This is a genomic window from Staphylococcus sp. Ze2, from assembly GCF_048568365.1.
Lineage (GTDB): Bacteria > Bacillota > Bacilli > Staphylococcales > Staphylococcaceae > Staphylococcus > Staphylococcus xylosus.
This window is the reverse complement of sequence record NZ_CP183486.1, coordinates 1,710,376-1,734,982: the sequence shown is the minus strand read 5'-3', so window position 1 is coordinate 1,734,982 and position 24,607 is coordinate 1,710,376. Positions and strand designations below refer to the sequence as shown.

Here is a 24,607-nt window from a genome sequence, read left to right as displayed (position 1 = left end):
ATAGACACCCCTGCCTTTGTTAATTTAATTCCAGTATAAACGAAAAGATTTATATATGTCATCTATTAATATTAGCCATATGTTAAAACTATGTTAGTATGGATACATAAAAACTTAGAGGAAGTGAAATGTTCACATGAAACTAGTATTTTATGGTGCTGGAAATATGGCACATGCAATTTTTACAGGTATCGTTAATTCAAATGTTATTGATTCTAACGATATATATTTAACAAATCGTTCAAATGAAGTTGCTTTAAAAGAATATGCTGATGACTTAGGCGTCAATTACAGCTATGATGATGAAGCTTTATTAAAAGATGCAGATTATGTATTCTTGGGAACGAAACCATATGATTTTGATAATTTAGCAGAAAGAATCAAACCATATATTGTTGAAAATAATAAATTTATATCAATAATGGCCGGTTTACCAATTAGTTATATTCGTGAAAAATTGGATTTTAACAGTCCAATTGCTCGTATTATGCCAAATACGAATGCACACGTCGGTCATTCTGTAACAGGCATTAGTTTTTCTAGTAACTTTGGGGCAAAATCAAAAGAAGAAGTTGATAGTTTAATCAATGCATTCGGTTCAGCGATAGAAGTCTCTGAAGATAATTTACATCAAGTGACTGCTATTACTGGGAGCGGACCAGCATTTTTATATCATGTTTTTGAACAGTATGTAACTGCTGGAACTAGGCTAGGTCTTGAAAAAGCTCAAGTCGAAGAATCTATACGTAATTTAATTATTGGAACAAGTAAAATGATTGAACGTTCAGAATTAAGTATGGAACAGTTGAGAAAGAACATCACTTCTAAAGGTGGTACAACACAGGCTGGCTTAAATGCATTAAGTCAACATGACTTAGAAAGTGTGTTTGAAGATTGTTTAAGAGCGGCAGTCAATCGAAGCGTTGAATTATCAAATCAAGATGATGAATAAATCAATTTTAGCTTAATTGACGTTTGTTAATAAATTTATAAAAAATGTGGTTAGGACATTCATTATGTCTCAACCACATTTTTTATTTTAAACAAGTAATTAAAATGTCCAAGAATCAAAATCTTTAACGAAAGTGAATGGCGGTGTGGAAGGTTTTGATTTAAGTGATAAGCTAATATCTTCTATTTCACTCAAAGTATATCGATTACTTAAATGCGTGATTAAACTATACTCCACTTGCGCTGTTTCTATTAAGTTAAACACGTCTTCGATATGACTGTGATGATAATTGTTTGCTAATGATTTATCACCTTCAATATATGTACTTTCGTGGACCATAACATTGGCCTTATCTGCAATAATTGCTTCATTGTTACATGGCATAGTATCACCAAAAATTGCAATAACAGGCCCCTTAGTTGCTTCTCCTTTAAAGTCTTTCGAAGTATAGATTTGACCATTATATTCAAAAGTTTCATTATTTTTAACTTCTTGGTATTTAGGCCCAGGTTCAAGACCTATTCTTTTAAGGGCAGCTACATCAATTTTACCAGATGTATAAGGTGCCTCTATGCGATAACCAAACGACGGTATACCATGTTTTAACATATGCGCTTCTACATTAAAACCATTATTTTGATATGATAAATGATCTTCTATTTCTATGTAAGTAATTGGATAATTTAATTTCGATTCAGATAACTGTAAAGTTGTTTCTATAAATGCTTTTATCCCCTTTGGCCCAACGACAGTTAAACCTTTTCCTTCGCCACCTTGAAAAGATCTGCTTGTTAGTAAACCAGGCAATCCAAAAATGTGATCGCCATGCATATGCGTGATAAAAATATGATCAACTTTACCTAGTTTTATGGAATGGTGCAAAATCTGGTGTTGGGTAGCTTCACCTACATCAAATAACCAGATACTATTAGAATATGGTTCTAAATTTAAAGCGATAGCTTGCGTGTTACGTTCTTTTGTTGGTAGACCAGCACTCGTACCAAAAAATGTGATTTCCATGCATGTGCCTCCTCTTCTTGTTCACATTTTATCACAGAAAAGAATAAAAAATATATTAAAAATAAATTCTTTTAAGCAAAATGGTAGGAACATGTCTTATTATTGTTCTATAATAAATACAGATTTATAAAAAGAATTGAGGTTTTGATCTTGAATACTAAAAATAAAGACATTCCATGCTTAATAACAATTTTTGGGGCAACTGGGGATTTGAGTCATAGAAAATTATTCCCGTCATTGTTCCATTTATACCAACAAGAAAATTTAAATGAGCAAGTTGCTATAATTGGTATTGGTAGAAGAGACTTAACAAATGATGATTTCCGTAATCAAGTGAAATCATCAATACAAGAACATGTTAAAGATACAAAACATTTAGATAAATTTATGGAACACGTTTTTTATCATAAGCATGATGTTAGTGATGAATCAAGTTATCAATCATTACTAGAAATAAGTAATAAGCTTGATAGTGAATTCCAGTTAAATGGAAACAGACTATTTTATTTAGCGATGGCACCTAAATTCTTTGGTGTAATTTCAGACTATTTGAAATCATCTGGATTAACAGATACAACAGGCTTCAAGCGTCTTGTTATTGAAAAACCATTTGGTACAGATTTAGCATCAGCTGAAAAGTTAAATGAACAATTGCGTCGTTCATTTAAAGAAGAAGAAATTTATCGTATCGATCATTACTTAGGTAAAGATATGGTACAAAATATTGAGGTTTTACGTTTTGCCAACGCGATGTTTGAACCTCTATGGAACAATAAATATATTTCTAATATTCAAGTTACGTCTTCAGAAGTGCTTGGCGTCGAAGATAGAGGTGGCTATTACGAATCTAGCGGTGCCCTAAAAGATATGGTACAAAACCATATGTTACAAATGGTTGCTCTACTTGCGATGGAAGCGCCAATCAGCTTAAACAGTGAAGACATCAGAGCAGAAAAAGTTAAGGCATTAAAGTCATTACGTAAACTAGAAGCAGAAGAAGTACGCCATAACTTTGTTCGTGGACAATACGATGAAGGTACAATTGATGGTAAAAAAGTTCCTAAATATAGAGATGAAGATAGAGTAGCTGAAGACTCTACGACTCCTACATTTGTATCTGGTAAATTAACTATCGATAATTTCAGATGGGCTGGTGTCCCATTTTATATTAGAACGGGTAAACGAATGAAGAGCAAAACGATTCAAGTAGTCGTTGAATTTAAAGAAGTTCCTATGAATTTATATTATGAAACAGATAAAAAATTAGATTCTAATTTACTCGTTATTAATATCCAGCCTAATGAAGGTGTATCATTACATTTAAATGCGAAGAAAAATGTCCAAGGTATTGAGACTGAACCTGTCCAATTATCATATGCTATGAGTGCACAAGATAAGATGAATACAGTGGATGCATATGAAAACTTACTCTTTGATTGTTTAAATGGAGATGCCACAAACTTTACGCATTGGGAAGAATTAAAATCTACTTGGAAATTTGTAGATGCTATACAAGAAGAATGGAATCAAAACGAGCCAGAATTCCCTAACTACGAATCAGGTTCAAATGGTCCATTGGAAAGTGATTTGCTATTAAGTAGAGATGGTTTCCATTGGTGGGACGATATCCATTAACCGCTAAGTAAAAATTATGAGGTTTTAATATAATGTTGCTTTATAACATCGTAACTATGACGTTATAAAGCATTTATATAGCGATATTTATGAACTACTATAATTTTTGATTATTAACAAATTTAAGTCAAGAGAGCATGGCGTGAAATCAATTGTAAATATTTGATTTCGGTCGCGCTCTCTTTTTCTTATATCTTTTTTCTTATATCTTTTTTGTGTTATTATTTAATTTATTGAAGTAAACAGTAGATTAAATCTGTTATTTACATTTTACCCTATTAATTATTTTTTAGATGTAAGTGAAACAGAAATGATGTAGAATATACTTAATTAGTAAATATGCCAAGCATATGGATATAGTATTAAATAGGTTAAAAGTGAAAAGTAGTTAAATGAAAATTAGGAGTGAAAGTTTTGGACGTTATCAAGCAAATACAACAGGCAATTGTTTATATTGAGGATCATTTGCTAGAGCCTTTTCATTTGCAATCACTCAGTGATTACGTTGGTCTTTCACCTTATCATCTTGATCAATCGTTTAAAATGATAGTTGGTCAATCCCCCACTGAATATGCTAGAGCTCGTAGAATGACTTTGGCAGCAAAAGAAATTATCAGTGGTTCAAGTCGGTTAGTAGATGTTGCAAAAAAGTACAATTATGCTAATACAAATGAATTTGCAAATGACTTTAGCGATTTTCATGGTGTCTCACCTATACAAGTAAATACAAAGCGTGATGAATTAAAGATGCAAGCTAGGCTTTATATCAAACTTACAACAACAGAAAAGCCGCCGAATACTTACCGTTTAGAAGATACAGAAGGTATTTCATTAGTGGGATATGCTCGATTTGTTGATTCAAATCATTTAGAAAATCCATTTAAGGTTCCTGACTTTTTAGATGATTTACTTAATGAAGACAAAATAACTGAGCTTCAACGCTATAATGATATTGGTCCGCATGAATTGTTTGTCGTTAATTGTCCCCTAGATGAAGGTATGGAAATATTTGTTGGTGTTCCAAGTGAAAGATACCCTGCTCATTTAGAAAGCCGATTTTTGCCAGAAAGACAATATGCAAAATTTAATTTGCAAGGAGAACTCGATTACGTAGTAAATGAAGCTTGGTATTATATTGAAACTAGCCTACAAATGACTTTACCGTACGAACACAATAGTCTTTATGTAGAAATTTACCCTTTCGATATTTCATTTGACGACCCATTCACTAAAGTTCAATTATGGATTCCTGTTGACCAGGAACAATATTTAACTGACGATTTTTAAGTAGTGTCATTACTAACATTTGAAAGTATGTTTATTTGAAAAACACAAATTTTAAAGTACGAAATTAAATACTGCCAACAAAAAAGATGCTTTGCTGGCAGTAAGATTAAAAACACATATAAAAGCTATATTTAATATAATAAAATATCATTGTGAGTATAGGCTGACGATATCTTAATAGAAATTTAGATATCGTTTACCTATGCTTTTTTATATGAAAACTTTCAATAGCTAGTCTATGATTTTTCTTAAACATTAATTATTACGTCGATAAAACAAACGCTTCAAAAGGCTTGAGAGCATTAATATCTATTCCTTCATTTTTATAATTATGAAGTAAAATATTATCCTGATTTATTGAATTATCATATTTGAACGTAGCAGTCTGATTTGTTAAGTTAGCTACAATTAGTACTTTTTTGTTGTTTAGTGTTCTCGTATAAGCAAATACTTGCTCATTATTCTTATCTACTAAATCAAATGTACCGTATGTGTATATATCATCTGATTTTTTTAAGGTAATTAATGATTTATAAAAGTTTAATATTGAATTTGGATCTTGCTGCTGTTCAGCAACATTAATCGCTTTATAATTTGGATTTACTGGGAACCAAGGACTATGTTCTGAAAAGCCACTATTTGTTTGATTGTTCCATTGCATTGGTGTCCTTGAATTATCTCTGTTCTCCATTTTATGTTTTTCCAATAATGCTGAAACATCTCCATTTTGTGATTTAACAATATTATATTCGTTAACTACTGCAACATCATTAAATGTTTCAACACTTTCAAAAGGATAGTTTGTCATTCCGATTTCTTGTCCTTGATAAATAAAAGGTGTACCTTGTTGTAAGAAATAGACAATAGCATGGCTTGTAGCTGATTCATACCAATAATTTTGGTCGTCTCCCCATGTTGAGACGCGACGAGGTTGGTCATGGTTCTCTATAAACAGTGCGTTCCATCCTACATTCTCTAATTGTTTCTGCCATCTATTAAGAACGTCTTTATAAGCTTTAACGTCAAATTTAGAATCACCAGTATTCCATAAACCTAAATGCTCAAATTGGAATATCATATTAAACTTTCCTTCATTTTCCCCTACCCATTCCACTGCATTTTCTGGGTTTACACCATTTGCTTCACCGACTGTCATAATATCGTACTGATTTAATGATTTTTCTTTCATTTCTTGTAACCAACTTTGAATTCCAGGTTGATTCATATCTACATCAAATGCAGGGGCATAAGTTTTTCCTTCTGGAACAGGTAAATCTCCTGCTTCAAACGATTTCTTAATATGAGTGATTGCATCTACTCTAAAACCATCGATTCCTTTTTCAAACCACCAATTCATCATTTCGAAAATAGCATGACGAACTTCTTTATTGTCCCAATTTAAGTCTGGCTGCTTTTTGCTAAATAAGTGGAAGTAATATTCACCTGTAGTGTCATCATATTCCCATGTAGAACCATTAAATATACTTTCCCAATTATTAGGTTCTGAGCCATCGGTTTTAGGTTCTTGCCATATATACCAATCACGTTTAGGGTTATCTTTGCTGGATTTAGATTCTATAAACCATGGATGCTCATCAGAAGTATGATTAACAACTAGATCAAGAATTAATTTCATGCCACGTTGATGAACACTTTCTAACAATAAATTAAAATCGTCCATTGTTCCAAATTCATCCATAATATCAGTATAATCACTAATGTCATAGCCGTTATCATCATTAGGAGATTTATACATAGGGCTTAACCATATCACATCAATACCTAATTCATTTAAGTAATCTAACTTTTCAATAACTCCAGGTAAATCACCGATACCATCATTATTAGAATCATTAAAACTTCTTGGATAAATTTGATATGCTACTGCTTCTTTCCACCATTGTTTGTTCATACTATACCTCCTGAATTGTTGTGGTTGATTCACGTTCAATAATTGTTGTTGGTATTAATTTATAAAAATCTAAGATATTGTGACCTTGTATAATATTTATAGCTGATTCAGCTGCTGTTTCTCCGAGTAGTTTCGGATAAATATCCACAGTTGTTTGTGGTGGAGATGCAAATGCATTTAAATAAGAATCATTAAATGTTGCCGTTTGAATATCTGTAGGTATATGCAACTTTAATTCATAAAAAATACTTAATATTAGGTGATTCAGTAGTGTGTCGGAAGTAATGACGACAGTCGGTAATGTACAATGTTCAATAAGATCTTGAAAAAATGATCTAATATAGTGGCGATTTTTAGCAAAATACACAATATCGGTTACTGAATCGGTCTGTTCTATAGCATTTAAATGGCCTGCTATCCTATCTTTTAAAACTTCATAGTTACCTGTTTCTGCTACAAATAAAAATTTATTATGTCCTTTATCAATTAAATACCGTGTTAATGATTGCGATGCACTTACATTGTCATTATCTATATGAATGATGCCATCATCTGTTAAAGGCTTACCAATAATCACATATGGCATGGCGTGTGATTTTAATATATCAACTATAGGATCATTCTTTTTAGAATAAAGTACTATAAAGCCATCAACAGAATGATAATGAATCATTTCTTGGACTTCTAGTTCTATCTCAATCCTCTGACATTTTGTAGTTGAAATTGTGGCATACCCATGATTTTTACATTTGCTAAAAATACCAGAAAGTACATCTAAAACAAATGGATTTTGACTATCTTCAATAGAAGCAGACTTTTGTATAATACCAATTGTATTTGATTGTTTTGTTGCTAACGTTCTCGCTGCTCGGTTTGGTTGATAATTGAAAGATTTCATAGCTGCCTTTACTTTTTCTCGTGTTTGTATACTAATTCTTGGGTTGCCACTGATAACTCTTGAAACAGTTGAAGTTGAAACATTAGCTGCTTGGGCAATGTCTTTAATTGTGACCATAAATGCCTTCCTTTGTTTAGTTTCCAAACGAAACATTATGTAACTAACTCTTATAATAATTAAAGCTATTCAGCATGTCAAAGAATTTGTGCAAGCGTTTGCACAAAATCATTTTTAAAAATTTAGAAAAAGTTATAAGATACAAAAACTACCCGCAACTAAAGACACATGTCTTTGGTTACGGGTAGTTTATTTTTTATAAAATTAAATCAACAGTTAATCTTAATCTTCAATCCATTGTGTATGGAATACTCCATCGCGATCTTTACGCTCATAAGTATGTGCGCCGAAATAATCACGTTGAGCTTGGATTAAGTTAGCTGGTAAGTTTTCTGAGCGATAACTATCATAATAGTTAATACTTGCAGAGAAACCAGGTGTTGGTACACCATTTTGAACACCAGTTGCAACTACATCACGTAATGCATCTTGATAATTCGTTACAATATCTTTGAAGTATGGATCTAATAATAAGTTCTGTAATTCATTATCATTATCATATGCTTCTTTAATTTTTTGTAAGAATTGTGCACGAATAATACAACCTTCACGCCAAATCATAGCTAATTCACCTAGTTTTAAATTCCATTCGTTATCTTCACTAGCTTTTCTCATTTGAGCGAAACCTTGTGCATATGAACAAATTTTACTCATATATAGTGCTTTACGAATTTTTTCAAGGAACTCATCTTTATTTCCTTCAAATTTAGAACGTGGACCATTTAATTGTTTAGAAGCATTAACACGTTCTTCTTTTATTGAAGAAATAAAACGAGCAAATACTGACTCTGTAATAATTGTTAATGGAATTCCTAATTCTAAAGCGTTGATTGATGTCCATTTACCTGTGCCTTTTTGGCCAGCAGTATCTAAAATTTGTTCAACTAGAGCTTCGTCTTTACCTTCATCTAATTTAGTAAAGATATCACCAGTAATTTCAATTAAATAACTTGATAATTCACCAGCATTCCAGTCTTTAAAAGTATTTGAAATTTCTTCGTGAGACATGCCTAATAAATCTTTCATCATTGCATAACTTTCTGCAATTAATTGCATATCTGCGTATTCAATACCGTTGTGCACCATTTTTACATAGTGACCTGCACCATTTGGACCGATATAAGCGACACAAGAAGCACCATCATCAGCTTTAGCTGAGATTGATTCTAAAATATGACTTACTTTATCGAATGCGTCTTTTTGACCGCCTGGCATTAATGAAGGACCTGTTAACGCACCAACTTCACCACCGGATACACCCATTCCGATAAAGTTAACACCGCTCTCAGCAAGTGCTTTGTTACGTCTAATAGTATCTTGATAGTTCGTATTACCACCATCAATTAAGATATCATCGTTATCTAATAATGGTAATAAGCTATCGATTGTTGCATCTGTTGCTGGTCCAGCTTTAACCATTAATAAAATTTTGCGGGGTTTTTCTAAAGAATTAACAAAATCCTCTATAGAGTATGTTGGATGTATGTTTTTACCTTCAGATTCTGTAACCATTTCATCCGTTTTTGCAGATGAGCGATTAAAAACAGAAACGCTATATCCACGTGATTCAATATTCCAAGCAAGATTTTTACCCATTACGGCTAAACCTACTACACCAATTTGTTGTGTCATATTACTAACCTCTCTTATTAAAGTTTTCTAGTATATTGTATCATAAAGACGTAAGAATATTCACTTAATCAGTTTAAAGATTTCTGACTAATTATTTCAACGATCTTAATTAATTGTTCTGTTAACAGGTTTAATGAACTAATAGGCATACGTTCATCAGTAGTATGAATATTTTCATACCCTACACCTAATATTACAGTTGGTATACCTATTTGATTAATGATGTTGCCATCCGATCCACCGCTAGCAATCACTGCCTCAGGAGCTAATCCTAAAGCGACAGCACTTGACTTAGCTACTTTGGTAACTAGCGCATCATTTGCAACTTCAAATCCTGGATAACTTTTAATTATTTCAACATCGGCCGTACAGTCATATCTTTGAGCTGTTTCTTCAAAAACAGACTTCATATGTTCAACTTGAGCTTGTATACTTGACTCTGAATGTGAACGTGCTTCAGCTTTAAGCGTAACTTTATCTGCAATGATATTTGTAGCAGAACCTCCTTCAAAACGACCGATATTTGCAGTCGTAAACTCATCTATTTGTCCTAACTTCATTTCACTAACAGCTTTCGCTGCAATATTAATTGCACTTATTCCTTTATTAGGAGTGCTTGCATGTGCTGTTTTTCCATATATTGTTGCATTGACTTTCATTTGTGTAGGAGCGTGGGTAACTGTTTTACCAACATCAACACTTGCATCGATTGCATAACCATAATCAGCATCTAATAATGTATAATCTAAAGCCTTTGCTCCTTCTAATCCTATTTCTTCCCCCGCTGTTATAACAAATTGTATTTGACCATGTGACAATTCTTGGTCCTTAATTGTTTGTACAAGTTCTAAAATAGCTGCCAATCCAGCTTTGTCGTCAGCACCTAAAATAGTTGTGCCATCGGAATATATGTATCCATCATCTTTAATTTGCGGTTTAATGTCGACACCTGGAGTTACAGTGTCCATGTGACTTGTAAAATACACTTTATCAACATTATCCATATTTTCAGTTGCTTTTAATGTACACACTAAATTATTAGCACCCAAACATTTATTAATACTTGCGTTATCTTCTTCTACAGTAACACCTAAAGTTTCAAATTTAGATTTAAGGAATTGTTGTATGGCTTGTTCCTTACCACTTTCAGAATTAATTTGCACTAATTCTAAAAAAGTATCTATAAGTCGTTGTTTATTTATCATTTATAATTCCCCATTCTTATATTTATATCTACTAGTTCAGTTTAACGAAATATATGTAGTAGTAAAACTAATATGACTCTGTGTTCAGACTGATCATATGCTATAATAACAATATAAAACAAATTTAAATTTGAATATAGTTGGTTGATTTTTATGCATGAAAATGTACAGATTAATCCTATTTTCAATGATTTGGAGGAATATAAGTTGAACAATAATAAAGTATTGAGAGTTATTATCGTAGTAATGTTAGTAGCTGTTGTACTTGCATTGATATTAACAAGTGTCGTTCCACTAGTGAATTAATCATTAATTAAGTATATGAATGTTGTATATCCATCTCCTAAAATAAACAAAGCTCACATATAGCATGAGTAAACGACTGAGTATATAAACTCAAACCGCTCTCATACTATATGTGAGCTTTTTATGATGCTGCAGGCTTTTGATCACTGTGAAGACGTAGTGAACCAAATTGTGATTTAACAACTAAATATGCTTCTAATTCATTTAATAATTGTAATAGATTTGCACGCGTTCTAAATCCTTCATGAGTGGTTGGTAATTCTAATTTATTTAATTCTAACCTTATTTCATATAAGGAATGTAGACGTAATACTGTGTAATCATTGCTATTTACATTAGTAGCTACTTCTGCAAATAAATTAGATATTTTGGACAATAAACAATCTTTGGATTCAATATTTTCAATAATTGTAGACATACGGCGTAAAAGCTCTAATTGTTCCTCTCGCATATCAAAATAATGATAATAAGAGTTTTCATTTCTAACAAAATGATTTTTAACATCTCTAAAAGCGATAGATTTTGCCTTCCGAATCGTATATTTCAATTCGTCAAAAGCTATATTTACATTATTGTTTGGCTTTTTACATGTATTACTAAATTGCTCAAAAATATAAGTGAATTGTTGTTCGATTTCTTGTTTGTAATGTTTTAAATTACTATCCAAACTAGGCATAATAACGTTCATTAAGAATGCAATTCCCAAACCAACGATTAAAAGCAGAATCTCATTGTAAAACAATTGCAAATCAATGACTGACGCATTGAATACGTGTAATAAGATGACGCAACTGGTTACAACACCCTCTTGTACTTTAAATACCACTGTTAACGGTATAAAAAACAGAACAATTAGACCTAAAACAATCGCACTTTGCCCTAACATACTAAATGCAACAGAACCTAGAATTAGAACCATAAGACATGATACAAAACGAGAAACAATTGCTTGTAGTGAATGTACTTTAGTATGTTTGATACATAAAACAACTAAAATGGCACTGGAAGCAAAATTATCTAAACCCATTAATTTAGCAATTATGATTCCTAGCGCCATTCCAACTGCAGTCTTAATTGTTCTAAATCCGATTCGATATGGATTTAAACTCATCATTTAATAAGACCTCTATTTTTCGTCACAATAAGTGTCGAATAAGTTTTGTAATTGATTAATCACATCCATCACATCATGGCCTTCGATTTGGTGCCTTTCAATCATTTCTGTGACTTTACCATCTTTGACTAAGGCGAACGATGGACTTGATGGAGCAAAGCCTTCAAAATAGTCTCTAGCTTGCTGTGTAGCTTCTTTATCTTGACCAGCAAAAACAGTAACAAGACGATTTGGTAATTTATCATAGTGTAATGCATGCGCTGCTGCTGGTCTCGCAATACCACCTGCACAGCCACAAACAGAATTGACCATTACTAATGTTGTACCCTCTTGTTTTAAAACATTATCTACTTCTTCCGCAGATGTTAATTGTTCGTAACCTGCATCTTCAATTTCATTACGTGCTTGATTAACGACATCTGTCATATATAAATCAAAGTTTAAGTCCATAATAAATTCACCTTTCATTTCAAATTGATATCTTCATTCTACTAATATATATTCAATTGTTCAACATGTGTACACATGATTCAATAAACTTTCAAGAATATTTGCCTTTCAGACATAGATAATATCGCAAAAATGAAAGTTAATTAATTATAAGTTATTTCTTCTTGGTCAAAATTTATATTTAATTTTTTTTAAAAGATTCGAAAACTCATTTTCAATTTTTTGCGTTATTTATATTTCTAATAAAACTGATTTGTAGCTTATTATTATAAGTCAAAACGCTGCAATTATACGGTGTTCGTGATCTCGTATTTAAAATACATGACATTGAATTGATAAAATGTGACATCTCTTTTGGTAAATTTATCATTCCCATATTTGTAATAGTTAAGCAAGTTGTTTTTTCTGAATATAGAAACGCTAGTTTCATTATTATGTTTTTTATAAATAGTGGCATAAACTTAATGAATTTTTTATTTTGTATATTTATATTCCTTACTATCTTGGATGCCAATATATTTGTATCTAAATCATGTTGCAATTGTGTATTGACCGTGCTTATAATATCGGTCAAATTGTAATTATGCTTTTTAGGATTAATTTCTGGTTTACTGTATAACACAAAATTTCTTAAAGTTTTACTACTAAAAATATTTCTTAAATCTATAGGTAAGAAAACTCTAATAGCTTTATGTTTTTTATTTTGAATCTCTTGAATTGACATTATTATTAATGAAGTAATAAGAACCGTTAAGCTTATATTCATTTTTCGAGCAATTGGTTTTATATTATTTATATCTATTGTGAAGTGTTGTATTTTTAAAGTGTTATCTTGTTGATCTGAAATTTGAAAAGTTTTTTTAGTATTATGTTTTGCTTTATATTTAAAATTCGTAGTAATGCCAGTATATGCATCAACTAATTCTTCTTTTTCTGGTAGTGCTTCAGCTTTTAAAATAGTACTGTCATTAATTTTTAAATTTTCCTTTTGCTTTAAATATTCATAAATTAAGGCTTTAAGAAATACAATACCGCCCTTACCATCTGTAATAGCATGAAAAAATTCTATGTGTATAAGGTGTTTATTATATAATATTCTTATAGCTTGATTAGCTAAAGTTTTGTTAGACATTGGTTTAAGTAATTCTGTTTCTTTCTCAATTAACAATGGAGTCTTTAATGATTGTTGATAATATGAAAAGAATCCTTTTTTTATACATGAAATAATTGTAGGAAACCTCTTACTTATTTCATTCACTGAAGATTGTAAGATATCTACATCAACTGGTTCATTCAAAGTTGCAGATAATCGAAACATATTACTCCAATTTTTATTTTTAGATGCCATGTGTATAGCAACTGTATTATCTAAATTAAAATTTTGATGTATATAAGAAAACAAACCTTCACCTCCTATTTAAATTGAAATATAGCCAATTTAAGATGTTATAGTATCATCTAATTCATTAAATTTTATTTCATAACAGTATTCAAGTTTTCTATAATAATCTTTTTCTACAAAATCTGTAGGTTTAACTTTTGTTTGGTCCATATTAAAATAATTTGAGTTTGATATTTCTAAAATATGATAGACAAATTGGGAACAAAACATGATGTTTGGTCTGATTGAAATTTTAGTTATTAACCCAACTAAATTATAAGCACTACCTTGTTGATTTATTTCTTTAATTGTATCAATCATTTTTTCTTTTGTTTTATAGTAGTAGCTAATTTGTAAACCATGATACTTGCATCACTCTTTTTGTTAAATGAAATGATTTGCTCGCTATTCAAACCAGGTTGAGTAAGTTTTTCACCACCATTATAACTAATTGTAGTTTTTAAATCTTTATCAAAACTTAAAGAAACATGATTATATATTTTGTGAGTAAAGAGCGATATCACTTCGCTAGCCGAACTACCTGTACTAGAAATTACAATATATATAAGGATCAGACAAACTTTTTATACATTCTTCAAAATAATTGTCATTTAATGTGTTTTTATTTAAATATCTAACGTAACTGTGCCTAGGTATGTCCTCAAGTATTTCGTTAAGGTTTTCTTTAGATAGTGCGACTTTACCCTGATTAAGATTTTACTTTAGGCTATTATGTTTATTGTTAAATAATTTGATCATAGCAAAATTTACCGAAGATTGTTCTTGGGAAGAGAATTGATTTTCTAAAGTATATAAATAATGTAGATACCTTACAAAAAACGGTACAAAAATTATTATAATAGCAACTATTTTTTCAATTATAAATGCTATCCAAATACCTTTCTCATTGAATACAAAACCATTTATATAGACTTGTTGTAATACCAAGATTAAAATATATATTAATATTAATATAATTTTGGTTTTCATAAATTGTTTTGTCAGTATTGTAGAAAAAATTAGAAGTACAGTAGATATAGCGTAAATAACTACGAAAAAGACTGGCTTTTGAGCAAATATTAGTGTGATAAACAAAATTAGTACCAGCAATTGTATAAATCTTATATATATGCTTTTAAGCATAATTGATGTAATCCCTCTCATATAAAAATTTATTAAATAACGTAATAACAGATATCCATTAATAATATAATATTTTAGGCTGAGACATATATTTTGTGTCTCAGCCTAAAATATTATCAACTTTATTAAATTGTATGTTAATTAGTAGATGCTTGTATGTTCAATTGAGTATTGTTCAATACGTGTTTTCACGAAGTTCATAAATCTACCCGCCTGCAAACCATCTAAAATACGGTGATCGATAGAAATACATAAGTTAACCATGTTGCGTATCGCAATCATATCATCAATAACCACTGGTTTTTTAATCACAGATTCAATCTGTAGTATTGCAGCTTGAGGATGATTAATAATCCCCATAGAAGATACTGAACCGAACGTACCTGTATTATTTACAGTAAATGTGCCACCTTGCATATCTTCTGAGCGTAATTTCTTGTTACGTGCTTTTTGAGCTAATTCGTTAATTTCTCTAGCAATCCCTTTAATTGACTTTTCATCAGCGTTTTTAATCACAGGCACATATAATTTATCTTCGTCTGCTACAGCTATAGAGATATTAACATCTTTATGCATAACTATCTCAGAATCTTGCCAACTACTATTTAACAATGGATAAGCTTTTAATCCTTCAGCAACTGCTTTAACGAAAAATGCAAAGAACGTAAGGTTATAGCCTTCACTTTCTTTAAAACCATTCTTATGATAATTACGTGTTTTAACTAAGTTAGTAGCATCTGCTTCTACCATCATCCATGCATGTGGGATTTCGTTAACGCTATTCACCATATTTTGAGCTATTTGTTTACGTACGCCATTAACTGGTATTGATGAACCTGGTGATGGTTCATTATACGCTGATTGTTGTGATACCTTAGGAGAATCTTTTGGCGCTACAATAGTAGAAGATGTTTTGCTTGTTCCTTCTTTAATAACTTTCTCTATATCTTTTTTAGTTACACGACCTTCAAATCCTGTTCCTACAACTTGGTTTAAGTCGATTTGATTTTCAGATGCTAATTTGAAGACGACTGGTGAATACCGTCCATTATTTTTAGGTCCATCTGCATTAGCTGAAACTGAATCATTTTGGATGTTATCATTACCTGTCGTCTGCTTGTTTTGCAGCTCTTCTTTAACATCTTCAGCTTGGTTATTAGTTGATTGTTCTTGTTCAGTTTCATTTTGTTCGTCACCAGTATCTAATAGACAAATAATTTCATCTACAGCTACAGTATCGCCTTCTTCAACTTTTATCTCTGTAATTGTACCTGCATAAGAAGAAGGTACTTCTGCAGTGACTTTATCTGTAATTACTTCACATAATGGTTCATATTCTTCAACTTTATCTCCCACTGAGACAAGCCACTGTTCTATAGTTCCTTCATGAACACTTTCACCGAGTTTAGGCATTTTTATTTCCATGTTTGTGCCTCCTTAGAATTCTGCGAGTTCACGCATTTTAATTTTTATTTTATCTGGATTAATCATAAACTCGTCTTCGAGTGTCGGTGCAAATGGCATCGCTGGAACATCAGGACCTGCGAGTCTCATTATTGGGGCATCTAAGTCGAACAGACAGTTTTCTGCAATTATAGCAGCTACTTCAGACATAACACTACCTTCTAAATTATCTTCGGTAACTAATAAAACTTTACCTGTTAGTTGTGCTCTTTCGATAATTGTTTGTTTATCTAATGGATATACTGTACGTAAATCAACAACTTCTACATTAACGCCATCTTCTGAGAGCATATCGGCTGCTTGAATACAATAATTTACACACAGTCCATAAGTAAATACAGTGATATCATCGCCTTCACGTTTAACATCAGCTTTACCAATTGGCACTGTATAATACGATTCCGGCACTTCTTCTTTAAGTAAGCGATAAGCTTTTTTATGTTCGAAATATAATACTGGGTCATTTGATTCGATTGAAGCTAATAATAAACCTTTTGCATCATATGGCGTGGACGGAATAACAATTGTAAGTCCTGGCGTGTTGGCAAATATAGATTCTACGCTTTGAGAGTGATAAAGTGCACCGTGAATCCCCCCTCCAAATGGAGAACGAATTGTAATAGGACAATAAAAATCATTATTTGAACGATATCTCATTTTAGCAGCTTCACTCATAATTTGGTTTGTAGCAGGTAGAATATATTCGGCAAATTGTATTTCTGCTACAGGACGTTTGCCTAACATTGCCGCACCAATACTTGTACCTACGATATTTGACTCAGCTAGCGGAGTATCTAAAACACGTGCTTCGCCATATTTTTGTTGTAAACCTAAAGTAACGCCAAATACGCCACCTTTTTTACCGACATCTTCACCTAATACAAATACGTCGTCGTCCTTTTCCATTGCTTGGTCTAGTCCTTGTTGGATTGCTTCTAAGTAACTTAATTTAGGCATTGTCTAAACTCCCTTCTTCATAAACATGTGTATATGTTTCTTCTGGAGACGGATAAGGTGCTTTTTCGGCTTCTTTAGTTGCTTGGTTTACAATTTCTTTATGCTCACTTTCAACTTGTTCTAACCATTGTTCATTTATAATACCTTCTTCAAGAAGAAATGTTTTAAATTTAAGATTACAGTCTAATGATTTTAATTCTTCCCGTTCTTCTTTAGTACGGTATTTATCATCATCATCTGAAGAATGGGCTGTCAACCTTGTACACATAGCTTCAATTAATGTAGAACCGCCACCATTTAATGCCCGTTCTCTAGCCTCTTTCATAACTTTATACATTGCAATTGGATCGTTACCGTCTACATGTTCACCATGCATACCGTAACCAATAGCACGGTCTGACAATTTTTCGGCACCATATTGTAGCGAATCTGGAACAGAAATAGCATATTTATTATTTTCAATTACACAAACAAATGGTAGTTTATGTACGCCTGCAAAGTTTAATCCTTCGTGAAAATCACCTTGGTTAGAACTACCTTCACCAACTGTAGCCATAGCAATATTTGGTTTATTATCCATTTTCAACGCTAATGCTGCCCCAACACCATGTACGATTTGTGTACCTACTGGTGAACTTTGGGATAAAATGCCTTTTTCACGTTTACTAAAATGAGATGGCATTTGCTTTCCACCTGAACTAATATCATCACGTTTACCAAACGCTGCTAACATTGAGTCTAAAGCTGTCATGCCCATATAGGTAACAAATGCCAAATCTCTATAATAAGGTGAAGAAATATCTCCTTCTCGCATAGCATATGCCATACCTATTTGAGTTGCTTCCTGTCCTTGACAACTTATAACAAATGGTATTTTACCTGCACGGTTTAATAGCCACATACGTTCATCTATTTTACGCCCTAAATCCATCCATTTATACATTGCTTTTAAATCAGACTCTTCTAGTCCAACTGATTTATAATCAAACATCTTATTTCCTCCTAAATTAAACATGAATCGATCTGTTCTCAACCTTCAATCCTAATTCCATCAAAACTTCTGATAGTGATGGGTGTGCATGTGTTGTTAGGCCAAGTTCTAAAGTTGAACCATTCATAAATTGGAATAGTGACACTTCGTTAATTAATTCTGTGACATGAGGACCTATCATATTAAGTCCTAACACAGTATCTTGTTCTTGATCGATTATAACTTCACAAAAACCACTTTGATTAGTCGTATTTTCTATAACTGCTTTACCGATAGCTTTGAATGGGACTTTAACTGCTTTTGCTTTAATGTTTTCAGATTTAGCTTGGTCTATATTTAGTCCAATACTTGCCACTTCAGGTTGAGTATAAACGCATTTGGGCATTTTATTATAGTCAATTGGAAGTGGTGACTGATCAAACATATGTTCAATTGCGATAATGCCTTCTTTAGAGCCAACATGCGCAAGTTGTAAATTACCGATACAATCACCCGCTGCATAGATATGTTTATCGTCGGTTTGTTGGTATTCATTAACAACAATATGCTTTTTGTCTGTTAATTGAATCTTTGTATTATTTAAGCCAATATCATCAGTATTAGGTAGCCTGCCAATAGAAATTAATGCCTTTTCAAATTGTACAATTTCGTCATTTAATTTGATATTAATATGATCTTTGTCGACTGTTATATCTGATTCAGATAGTTGTGTATTTTCGTAAAATGCGACACCTCTATCAGTTAGTTCCTTTCTTAAAGTCTTGGCAATTGCTTTACTTTCAGTAGGTAAAATACGTGCGCCAGCCTCAATTACAGTTACATCGACACCAAAATCAGTCATCAGCGAAGCAAATTCTAAGCCGATAACACCTCCACCAATAATAGCTAGATTATTTGGCAATTGTTCCAATTGTAAGATATCATCACTTGAAAGCACAACTTTATGATCAAATGATAGAAACGGTAATGACATAGGTTGTGACCCTGTAGTTATAAGAACGTTATTATTAGGAATTAATTCAGATTCACCATCCTCGTACTCTACAGAAATTGTGCCACTTTGTGGAGAGAATATAGAAGGACCTAATATCCTACCTGTTCCATTAAATATATCTATACTGTTATGTTCCATCAAATGGTTAACACCACTAAACATTTGGCTTATCACTTCGTTTTTTCGTTCTTGTATGCGCCCAAAATTTATTTTAAATCCATCAACGTCCACACCAAAATCAGTTGCGTTTGTAACAGTACGCATAACTTCTGCAGATTTTAACAACGCCTTTGTCGGAATGCATCCTTTATGTAAACAAGTTCCACCTAGTAATGATTTTTCTACTAATGCAACTTTCTTTCCTAATTGTGAAGCTCTTATCGCAGATACATAACCCGCAGTACCCCCGCCAAGAATGACTAAATCATATTTTTCTTCTGACATATTAATACTCCTAACTATAAGCTTTAACCTTTTCTTTCCCGTCTAGTACATCTAATGTACGTAATGCCAATGTATCCATTTCTTTTTCTCCTGGATAAATTGTTACAGGTGCAATCCAATCAACGAATGATTTTATTTTTTGAACTAATAACTTATTGTAACTTAAACCACCTGTTAAAATAATTTGATCTACCTGTCCACGGAAAATAATTGACCTAGCTCCAATAGCATTAGAAACTTGATATGCTAATGCATCAAACGCTAATTTGATTTCGGAGTTTGAATCATATTTATCCGATAATAATTTTAAATCATTTGTTTTGAACATACTAATGAAACCACCTTTTTTACTTAAAAAGTGATTCATCTCTTGTGGTGTGAAATTATGCTTGTACCCAAATTCATAGAGTTGATCATTGGGTAACGAACCGGCACGCTCTGGACTAAAAGGACCTTCACCTAACAATCCTTCGTTTACATCTACTACTTGTCCATTTTTATGTGCGCCAATCGTTATGCCTCCACCCATGTGTGCAACGATAACATTTACATCTTCGTATGCTTGGTGAATAGAGGTTGCATATAATCTAGCAACAGCTTTTTGATTTAATGCGTGAAATATACTACGACGTTTAATATGCTTTATTCCTGTGATTTTTGCAATATCGAGTAATTCATCAACAACGACTGGGTCAATTGTAAAAGCGGGTATGTTCATCTCTATTCCTAATTCATAACCAATCATACCACTCAGGTTTGATGCATGTATACCATATTTACATGCTCTAAGGTCATCATACATTTCTTTGTTTATTTGATAAACGCCACCTTGCATTGGTTTTAGTAATCCACCTCTACAGGCAATAGCATCAAAGCTTTTCAATGTATAATCAGATGTATGATTTAATGAAAGTATAATCTCTTTAAGTCTTGATTGCTTTTGTTCACATAATGATTCAGAAGTAAGTTGTATATCATGTCGAATTGTATCATGCCACATACACTGATGTGCTTTATATACTGCAACTTTCGATGATGTACTACCTAAATTTAAAACAAGAATTTGAGACATTGTAGCACCTTCTTCTTGAAACTGACATACCTTTTGTATGTTAGTCTAAATACTAAAATTTAATTATGATATATAGTTAGATAATATGTACCATTCAACTGATTCATTGTATATATAAATTATATTATCTACTTATATATTACATCAAGTTCTTACATTATAAAATTAATAACCTATTTCCGAAATTAAGCTAGTAGTCGGAAATGTAGGAAAATTTGTTGAATTAAAGTTCTTATATTAATTTAACATTTTTAATGCTAATAACAATGAGTCTAGTTTATTTTGTTTCGTATCTGCCCTTGAGGTCAATACAATCGGGAATTTTGCTCCTAAAACTAAACTAGCTACACGAGCACCAGCAAAATAAGTGAAGGATTTGTAAAGTGCGTTGCCAACATCTATATTTGATACCAATAATGCATCTACATCACCTGCTACATGCGACTTGATATTCTTTTTAATAACACTTTCCATACTAATTGCATTATCGAAAGCTAATGGACCATCGACAAATAGAAAGTCAGATGTTGTTCTACTAAATATGTTCTTGAGCTTTTCAGCATCCGTGGATGACAAGATTTTCTTGGTAGGTTTTTCAACGGATGAAAGAATACCAACTTTAAACTGGTCATAGCCAAGCGCTTTAGAAAATTCAGTTAAATTATTAATGATTTGTTTCTTTTCTTCAACTGATGGATTAATGTTTAATGCTACATCACTTAACATTAATGTTTTATGATAAGTCGGCACGTTAAAACAGGCAACATGATTTAAGAATCCATGCTTAGCAATAAAGCTTTTATTACTAAGTACAAAGGATAATAATGTCGATGACATCAAATTACCTTTGACTAATACTGATACTTTACCAGCAGACAAATCATCAGCACATTGCTTAAAAAGTTCATTGTCGTTACTAAAAGTAAGAATATGAATTCTATTGAGTAATTGTGGATGCATGTCGAAAGAGCGAATTATCTCTGTTGGATCTTGTGTGTCGTATAAATATACTTCAATCTCTGTCAAAACGAGTGCTTTCATGATAACGGATAACATTTTTTCATCATTTGCATATAAAATAGCAACATTACCTTTTAAATTATATGAAGGATCAATTAAATGTTGATATTGCATAACAATCAACACCTTTCTTATTTTATAAAAGTGATTATATTTGATATCACTATAAATAATTATTTAAAAATGTACGTCGTTAGGCATGTTGATTTTGCTCTATCATTTCTTTAGCATTTTGACGTGTGATATCAGTTACACTAGCGCCTGAAATCATTCTTGCTATTTCATCTATACGTTCTGAACCTGAAAGCTCTTGTACGTGTGTTGTAGTGCGGTCATCAGCTGAATCTTTACTGATAAATAGATGATGATCGCTCATTGATGCTACTTGTGGTAGATGCGAGATACAAATCACTTGAATATGTTTTGCTAACCCTTTCATTTTTTCAGCCATTTTTTGTGCTGCTTGTCCAGAAACACCAGAATCCACCTCATCAAATAATATTGCAGTTTGTCCTCGTGTTTTTACAAAAATAGTTTTAAGCGCAAGCATAATACGTGATAGTTCCCCACCAGATGCAATTTTATTTAAACTTTTAAGTGGTTCACCTTTATTAGGGCTGATTAAAAACTCTACAAATTCAATACCCTCTCGATTTGGTACATCTAAAGGTTTAAATGAAATTTCTAAGTTAGCATCTTTCATTTGTAAATTTTGAATTTCATTCACGATGTGGTCGCGCAGAGTTTGTGCCACAATTCGACGTTCACGTGATAATTCTGTACCTAATTTAATTATATCTTCATATAATTCTTCAATTTCTTGTCTTAGCTGTGAAGTGCTTTCTTCGTAGTTTTCGATTTTATTAATTTCATTCTCTAATTTATCTTGGTATTTAATTAATTCACTAATATCTTTACCATATTTTCTTTTCAAATCATTCAGGACATTCATTCTAGCTTCAAGTTCATTTAAGTAGTGCTCATCAAATTCAGTATTCGTCAATTCATCATACAACTGATGTTTAGCATCTTCTAAAGTATAGTAAAATTGATCTACGTCTTCTTTAAGTACGTCATATTTTTCAGGTAGAATATCGCTTATTAATTGCAATTGATTGCTTAATTCATATAATCGATCTGTTATCGCATGCTCATCTGTTAAAGTGAGGTGAGCATTATTCAAAGCTAAACTTAGATTTTCTGAATTTTGTATACGCTTAATGTCTGATTCGAGTTGTGAAACTTCACCGTCAACCAAGTTTGCTTCTTGTATTTCTTCAAACTGGAATTTAAGTAAATCTAGGCGTTGCAATAACGCTTGGTCTGCAGATTCTAAATCTTCCAGTTCTTTCTTTTTAGCTTTATATTGATCATAAGTGGCAACGTATTGTTCAAGTATGGTTTTGTATTGATCATCAGCATAGTTATCTAGTAATTGTAGATGATATTTTTGCTTTAATAAAGATTGTGTTTCATGTTGGCCATGGATATCTAATAATTCTTGCATGATTTTACGTAAATCTTGCAAAGTAACTATTTGATTGTTAACTCTACAAATACTTTTACCTGTACTAAAAATTTCTCTTTTAACTAATAAAAAATCTTCATCTATATCGATGTCTAAAGCTTCAAGTATTGAAATAGCTTCTTTACTTTCATCAATATCAAATATACCTTCTATAATAGCTTTCTTCTCACCATGTCTCACATAATTTGATGATGCACGCATACCAATCAGTTGTCCGATAGCGTCGATAATAATTGATTTACCTGCGCCAGTTTCACCACTTAACACTGTTAATCCATCACTAAAGTGAACTTCTAGTTCATCAATGATTGCGAATTGTTTGATAGATAAAGTCTGTAGCATCCTTCTAAACACTTCCTTATACTTATAATAAATTAAAGATGCGCGTTTTGATTTTTTCACTTGCTAACTCATCTCTACAGATAATTAAGCAAGTATCATCACCACAAATAGTACCTAAAACTTCTTCCCAATCAATTTGATCTAAGATTGCACCGATTGATTGAGCGTTTCCGGGTAATGTCTTTAGAACTAATAAGTTGCCAGTACCATCTATATTTACAAATGAATCCATTAAATAACGGCCTAGTTTTTCTAGAGGATGATATTTTCTATCATTTGGTAAACTATAAACGTACTGTCCTGTTGGTGTGGGGACTTTTATCAACTGTAATTCTTTGATGTCTCTGGAAACTGTAGCTTGAGTAACATTTAATTCGTACTCATTTAATCTTTTCACTAATTCATCTTGTGTTTCAATTTTTTCGTTTGAAATTATTTCTCTAATTTTAATATGTCTTACTGATTTTTTAGCCATATACAGCACCTCTATGAACGAATATTTATACATTTATTTTAACACATGCATATAAATACTACTACTAAAGATAGTTGGAATTTTACTTATGTGAAAACGATAACTCTGCATATCAAAGGTAAAATCACAACTTAAAGTATATTTAAACAACTGCTAAATCACGCTGAAAATTATGAATGTGATGAATAATTATTGAATAGTATGTGATTTCTAATAAATAACAATCGTCCTTGTTTTCAAAAATAAATTTCAATCGCTTACTGTATGT

21 protein-coding genes are annotated in these 24,607 nt (G+C 31.8%); 4 read left to right on the top strand and 17 right to left on the bottom strand.

The window, feature by feature from the left end; all coding sequences use genetic code 11:
- The first annotated feature begins 136 nt into the window (after positions 1-136).
- A complete protein-coding gene (gene proC, locus ACM591_RS08200) occupies positions 137-952 on the top strand; it encodes a pyrroline-5-carboxylate reductase (RefSeq protein WP_058625674.1) in 816 nt (271 codons plus the stop codon).
- A 99-nt stretch (positions 953-1,051) separates the two neighbouring features.
- Here the strand turns inward: proC and rnz are convergent, their stop codons facing one another.
- Complete coding sequence (gene rnz, locus ACM591_RS08195) at positions 1,052-1,972, bottom strand: ribonuclease Z (RefSeq protein WP_029377228.1); 921 nt, start codon at positions 1,970-1,972, stop codon at positions 1,052-1,054.
- 150 nt (positions 1,973-2,122) lie between these two features.
- On the opposite strand from rnz, the gene zwf reads away from it, so the two are divergent.
- Both zwf and ACM591_RS08185 read left to right on the top strand, forming a co-directional pair.
- Positions 2,123-3,607 (top strand): glucose-6-phosphate dehydrogenase, encoded by a 1,485-nt coding sequence (gene zwf, locus ACM591_RS08190; RefSeq protein WP_038678532.1) that lies wholly within the window; start codon positions 2,123-2,125, stop codon positions 3,605-3,607.
- 414 nt (positions 3,608-4,021) lie between these two features.
- Positions 4,022-4,894: an effector binding domain-containing protein gene (locus ACM591_RS08185; RefSeq protein ID WP_418354365.1), complete on the top strand. Its 873-nt coding sequence runs from the start codon at positions 4,022-4,024 to the stop codon at positions 4,892-4,894.
- Positions 4,895-5,156: 262 nt separating this feature from the next.
- Here the strand turns inward: ACM591_RS08185 and ACM591_RS08180 are convergent, their stop codons facing one another.
- From ACM591_RS08180 to ACM591_RS08165, 4 genes are all read right to left on the bottom strand, one after another.
- Complete coding sequence (locus ACM591_RS08180) at positions 5,157-6,806, bottom strand: glycoside hydrolase family 13 protein (RefSeq protein WP_029377225.1); 1,650 nt, start codon at positions 6,804-6,806, stop codon at positions 5,157-5,159.
- Between the two features lies 1 nt (position 6,807).
- Positions 6,808-7,821 carry a LacI family DNA-binding transcriptional regulator gene (locus ACM591_RS08175; protein ID WP_029377224.1) on the bottom strand — a complete coding sequence of 338 codons (1,014 nt, stop codon included), beginning with the start codon at positions 7,819-7,821 and terminating at the stop codon, positions 6,808-6,810.
- A 222-nt stretch (positions 7,822-8,043) separates the two neighbouring features.
- Positions 8,044-9,453 (bottom strand): NADP-dependent phosphogluconate dehydrogenase, encoded by a 1,410-nt coding sequence (gene gndA, locus ACM591_RS08170; RefSeq protein ID WP_029377223.1) that lies wholly within the window; start codon positions 9,451-9,453, stop codon positions 8,044-8,046.
- A 68-nt stretch (positions 9,454-9,521) separates the two neighbouring features.
- Positions 9,522-10,658 carry a M20/M25/M40 family metallo-hydrolase gene (locus ACM591_RS08165; RefSeq protein ID WP_029377222.1) on the bottom strand — a complete coding sequence of 379 codons (1,137 nt, stop codon included), beginning with the start codon at positions 10,656-10,658 and terminating at the stop codon, positions 9,522-9,524.
- Positions 10,659-10,865: 207 nt separating this feature from the next.
- Between ACM591_RS08165 and prli42 the strand changes: the two genes are divergently transcribed.
- A complete protein-coding gene (prli42, locus tag ACM591_RS08160; RefSeq protein WP_017724546.1) occupies positions 10,866-10,964 on the top strand; it encodes a stressosome-associated protein Prli42 in 99 nt (32 codons plus the stop codon).
- Positions 10,965-11,085: 121 nt separating this feature from the next.
- Here the strand turns inward: prli42 and ACM591_RS08155 are convergent, their stop codons facing one another.
- The 12 genes from ACM591_RS08155 to ahrC all read right to left on the bottom strand — a co-directional run bounded on the left by ACM591_RS08155 (position 11,086) and on the right by ahrC (position 24,339).
- On the bottom strand, positions 11,086-12,078 hold the full coding sequence (locus ACM591_RS08155) for an aromatic acid exporter family protein (protein ID WP_029377221.1): 993 nt from the start codon (positions 12,076-12,078) through the stop codon (positions 11,086-11,088).
- A 12-nt stretch (positions 12,079-12,090) separates the two neighbouring features.
- On the bottom strand, positions 12,091-12,528 hold the full coding sequence (gene brxB / locus ACM591_RS08150) for a bacilliredoxin BrxB (protein ID WP_029377220.1): 438 nt from the start codon (positions 12,526-12,528) through the stop codon (positions 12,091-12,093).
- A 214-nt stretch (positions 12,529-12,742) separates the two neighbouring features.
- Positions 12,743-13,930 carry a hypothetical protein gene (locus ACM591_RS08145; RefSeq protein WP_326026737.1) on the bottom strand — a complete coding sequence of 396 codons (1,188 nt, stop codon included), beginning with the start codon at positions 13,928-13,930 and terminating at the stop codon, positions 12,743-12,745.
- 36 nt (positions 13,931-13,966) lie between these two features.
- Positions 13,967-14,230, bottom strand: a complete 264-nt coding sequence (locus tag ACM591_RS08140) for a hypothetical protein (protein ID WP_256092461.1) — start codon at positions 14,228-14,230, stop codon at positions 13,967-13,969.
- Positions 14,231-15,193: 963 nt separating this feature from the next.
- A complete protein-coding gene (locus tag ACM591_RS08135; protein ID WP_029377219.1) occupies positions 15,194-16,477 on the bottom strand; it encodes a dihydrolipoamide acetyltransferase family protein in 1,284 nt (427 codons plus the stop codon).
- A gap of 12 nt (positions 16,478-16,489) precedes the next feature.
- Entirely contained in the window at positions 16,490-17,473 is a 984-nt protein-coding gene (locus ACM591_RS08130; RefSeq protein ID WP_029377218.1) for an alpha-ketoacid dehydrogenase subunit beta, read from the bottom strand.
- A complete protein-coding gene (locus ACM591_RS08125; protein WP_029377217.1) occupies positions 17,466-18,464 on the bottom strand; it encodes a thiamine pyrophosphate-dependent dehydrogenase E1 component subunit alpha in 999 nt (332 codons plus the stop codon). Before ACM591_RS08125 ends, ACM591_RS08130 begins: the two co-directional genes overlap by 8 nt.
- Positions 18,465-18,480: 16 nt before the next feature.
- On the bottom strand, positions 18,481-19,902 hold the full coding sequence (gene lpdA, locus ACM591_RS08120; protein ID WP_029377216.1) for a dihydrolipoyl dehydrogenase: 1,422 nt from the start codon (positions 19,900-19,902) through the stop codon (positions 18,481-18,483).
- A 10-nt stretch (positions 19,903-19,912) separates the two neighbouring features.
- Entirely contained in the window at positions 19,913-20,974 is a 1,062-nt protein-coding gene (gene buk, locus ACM591_RS08115) for a butyrate kinase (protein ID WP_326026739.1), read from the bottom strand.
- Between the two features lie 237 nt (positions 20,975-21,211).
- The gene (locus tag ACM591_RS08110) at positions 21,212-22,108 is read right to left on the bottom strand and encodes a phosphate acyltransferase (RefSeq protein ID WP_326026740.1); all 897 of its coding nucleotides are present in this window, start codon (positions 22,106-22,108) and stop codon (positions 21,212-21,214) included.
- A gap of 79 nt (positions 22,109-22,187) precedes the next feature.
- Positions 22,188-23,864, bottom strand: a complete 1,677-nt coding sequence (recN, locus tag ACM591_RS08105) for a DNA repair protein RecN (RefSeq protein ID WP_029377213.1) — start codon at positions 23,862-23,864, stop codon at positions 22,188-22,190.
- Positions 23,865-23,886: 22 nt separating this feature from the next.
- Positions 23,887-24,339 carry a transcriptional regulator AhrC/ArgR gene (gene ahrC / locus ACM591_RS08100; protein ID WP_017724556.1) on the bottom strand — a complete coding sequence of 151 codons (453 nt, stop codon included), beginning with the start codon at positions 24,337-24,339 and terminating at the stop codon, positions 23,887-23,889.
- Positions 24,340-24,607: the final 268 nt, after the last annotated feature.

Excerpts from the sequence above, each read along its gene's own strand:
- ACM591_RS08110 (WP_326026740.1), bottom strand. The coding sequence starts at position 22,108 with ATGCAATATCAACATTTAATTGATCCTTCATATAATTTAAAAGGTAAT.
- ACM591_RS08165 (WP_029377222.1), bottom strand. The coding sequence starts at position 10,658 with ATGATAAATAAACAACGACTTATAGATACTTTTTTAGAATTAGTGCAA.
- ACM591_RS08130 (WP_029377218.1), bottom strand. The coding sequence starts at position 17,473 with ATGCCTAAATTAAGTTACTTAGAAGCAATCCAACAAGGACTAGACCAA.
- gndA (WP_029377223.1), bottom strand. The coding sequence starts at position 9,453 with ATGACACAACAAATTGGTGTAGTAGGTTTAGCCGTAATGGGTAAAAAT.
- ACM591_RS08125 (WP_029377217.1), bottom strand. The coding sequence starts at position 18,464 with ATGTTTGATTATAAATCAGTTGGACTAGAAGAGTCTGATTTAAAAGCA.
- recN (WP_029377213.1), bottom strand. The coding sequence starts at position 23,864 with ATGCTACAGACTTTATCTATCAAACAATTCGCAATCATTGATGAACTA.
- brxB (WP_029377220.1), bottom strand. The coding sequence starts at position 12,528 with ATGGACTTAAACTTTGATTTATATATGACAGATGTCGTTAATCAAGCA.
- proC (WP_058625674.1), top strand. The coding sequence starts at position 137 with ATGAAACTAGTATTTTATGGTGCTGGAAATATGGCACATGCAATTTTT.
- ahrC (WP_017724556.1), bottom strand. The coding sequence starts at position 24,339 with ATGGCTAAAAAATCAGTAAGACATATTAAAATTAGAGAAATAATTTCA.
- rnz (WP_029377228.1), bottom strand. The coding sequence starts at position 1,972 with ATGGAAATCACATTTTTTGGTACGAGTGCTGGTCTACCAACAAAAGAA.
- ACM591_RS08140 (WP_256092461.1), bottom strand. The coding sequence starts at position 14,230 with ATGATTGATACAATTAAAGAAATAAATCAACAAGGTAGTGCTTATAAT.
- ACM591_RS08155 (WP_029377221.1), bottom strand. The coding sequence starts at position 12,078 with ATGATGAGTTTAAATCCATATCGAATCGGATTTAGAACAATTAAGACT.
- ACM591_RS08135 (WP_029377219.1), bottom strand. The coding sequence starts at position 16,477 with ATGGAAATAAAAATGCCTAAACTCGGTGAAAGTGTTCATGAAGGAACT.
- buk (WP_326026739.1), bottom strand. The coding sequence starts at position 20,974 with ATGTCTCAAATTCTTGTTTTAAATTTAGGTAGTACATCATCGAAAGTT.
- lpdA (WP_029377216.1), bottom strand. The coding sequence starts at position 19,902 with ATGTCAGAAGAAAAATATGATTTAGTCATTCTTGGCGGGGGTACTGCG.
- ACM591_RS08175 (WP_029377224.1), bottom strand. The coding sequence starts at position 7,821 with ATGGTCACAATTAAAGACATTGCCCAAGCAGCTAATGTTTCAACTTCA.
- ACM591_RS08180 (WP_029377225.1), bottom strand. The coding sequence starts at position 6,806 with ATGAACAAACAATGGTGGAAAGAAGCAGTAGCATATCAAATTTATCCA.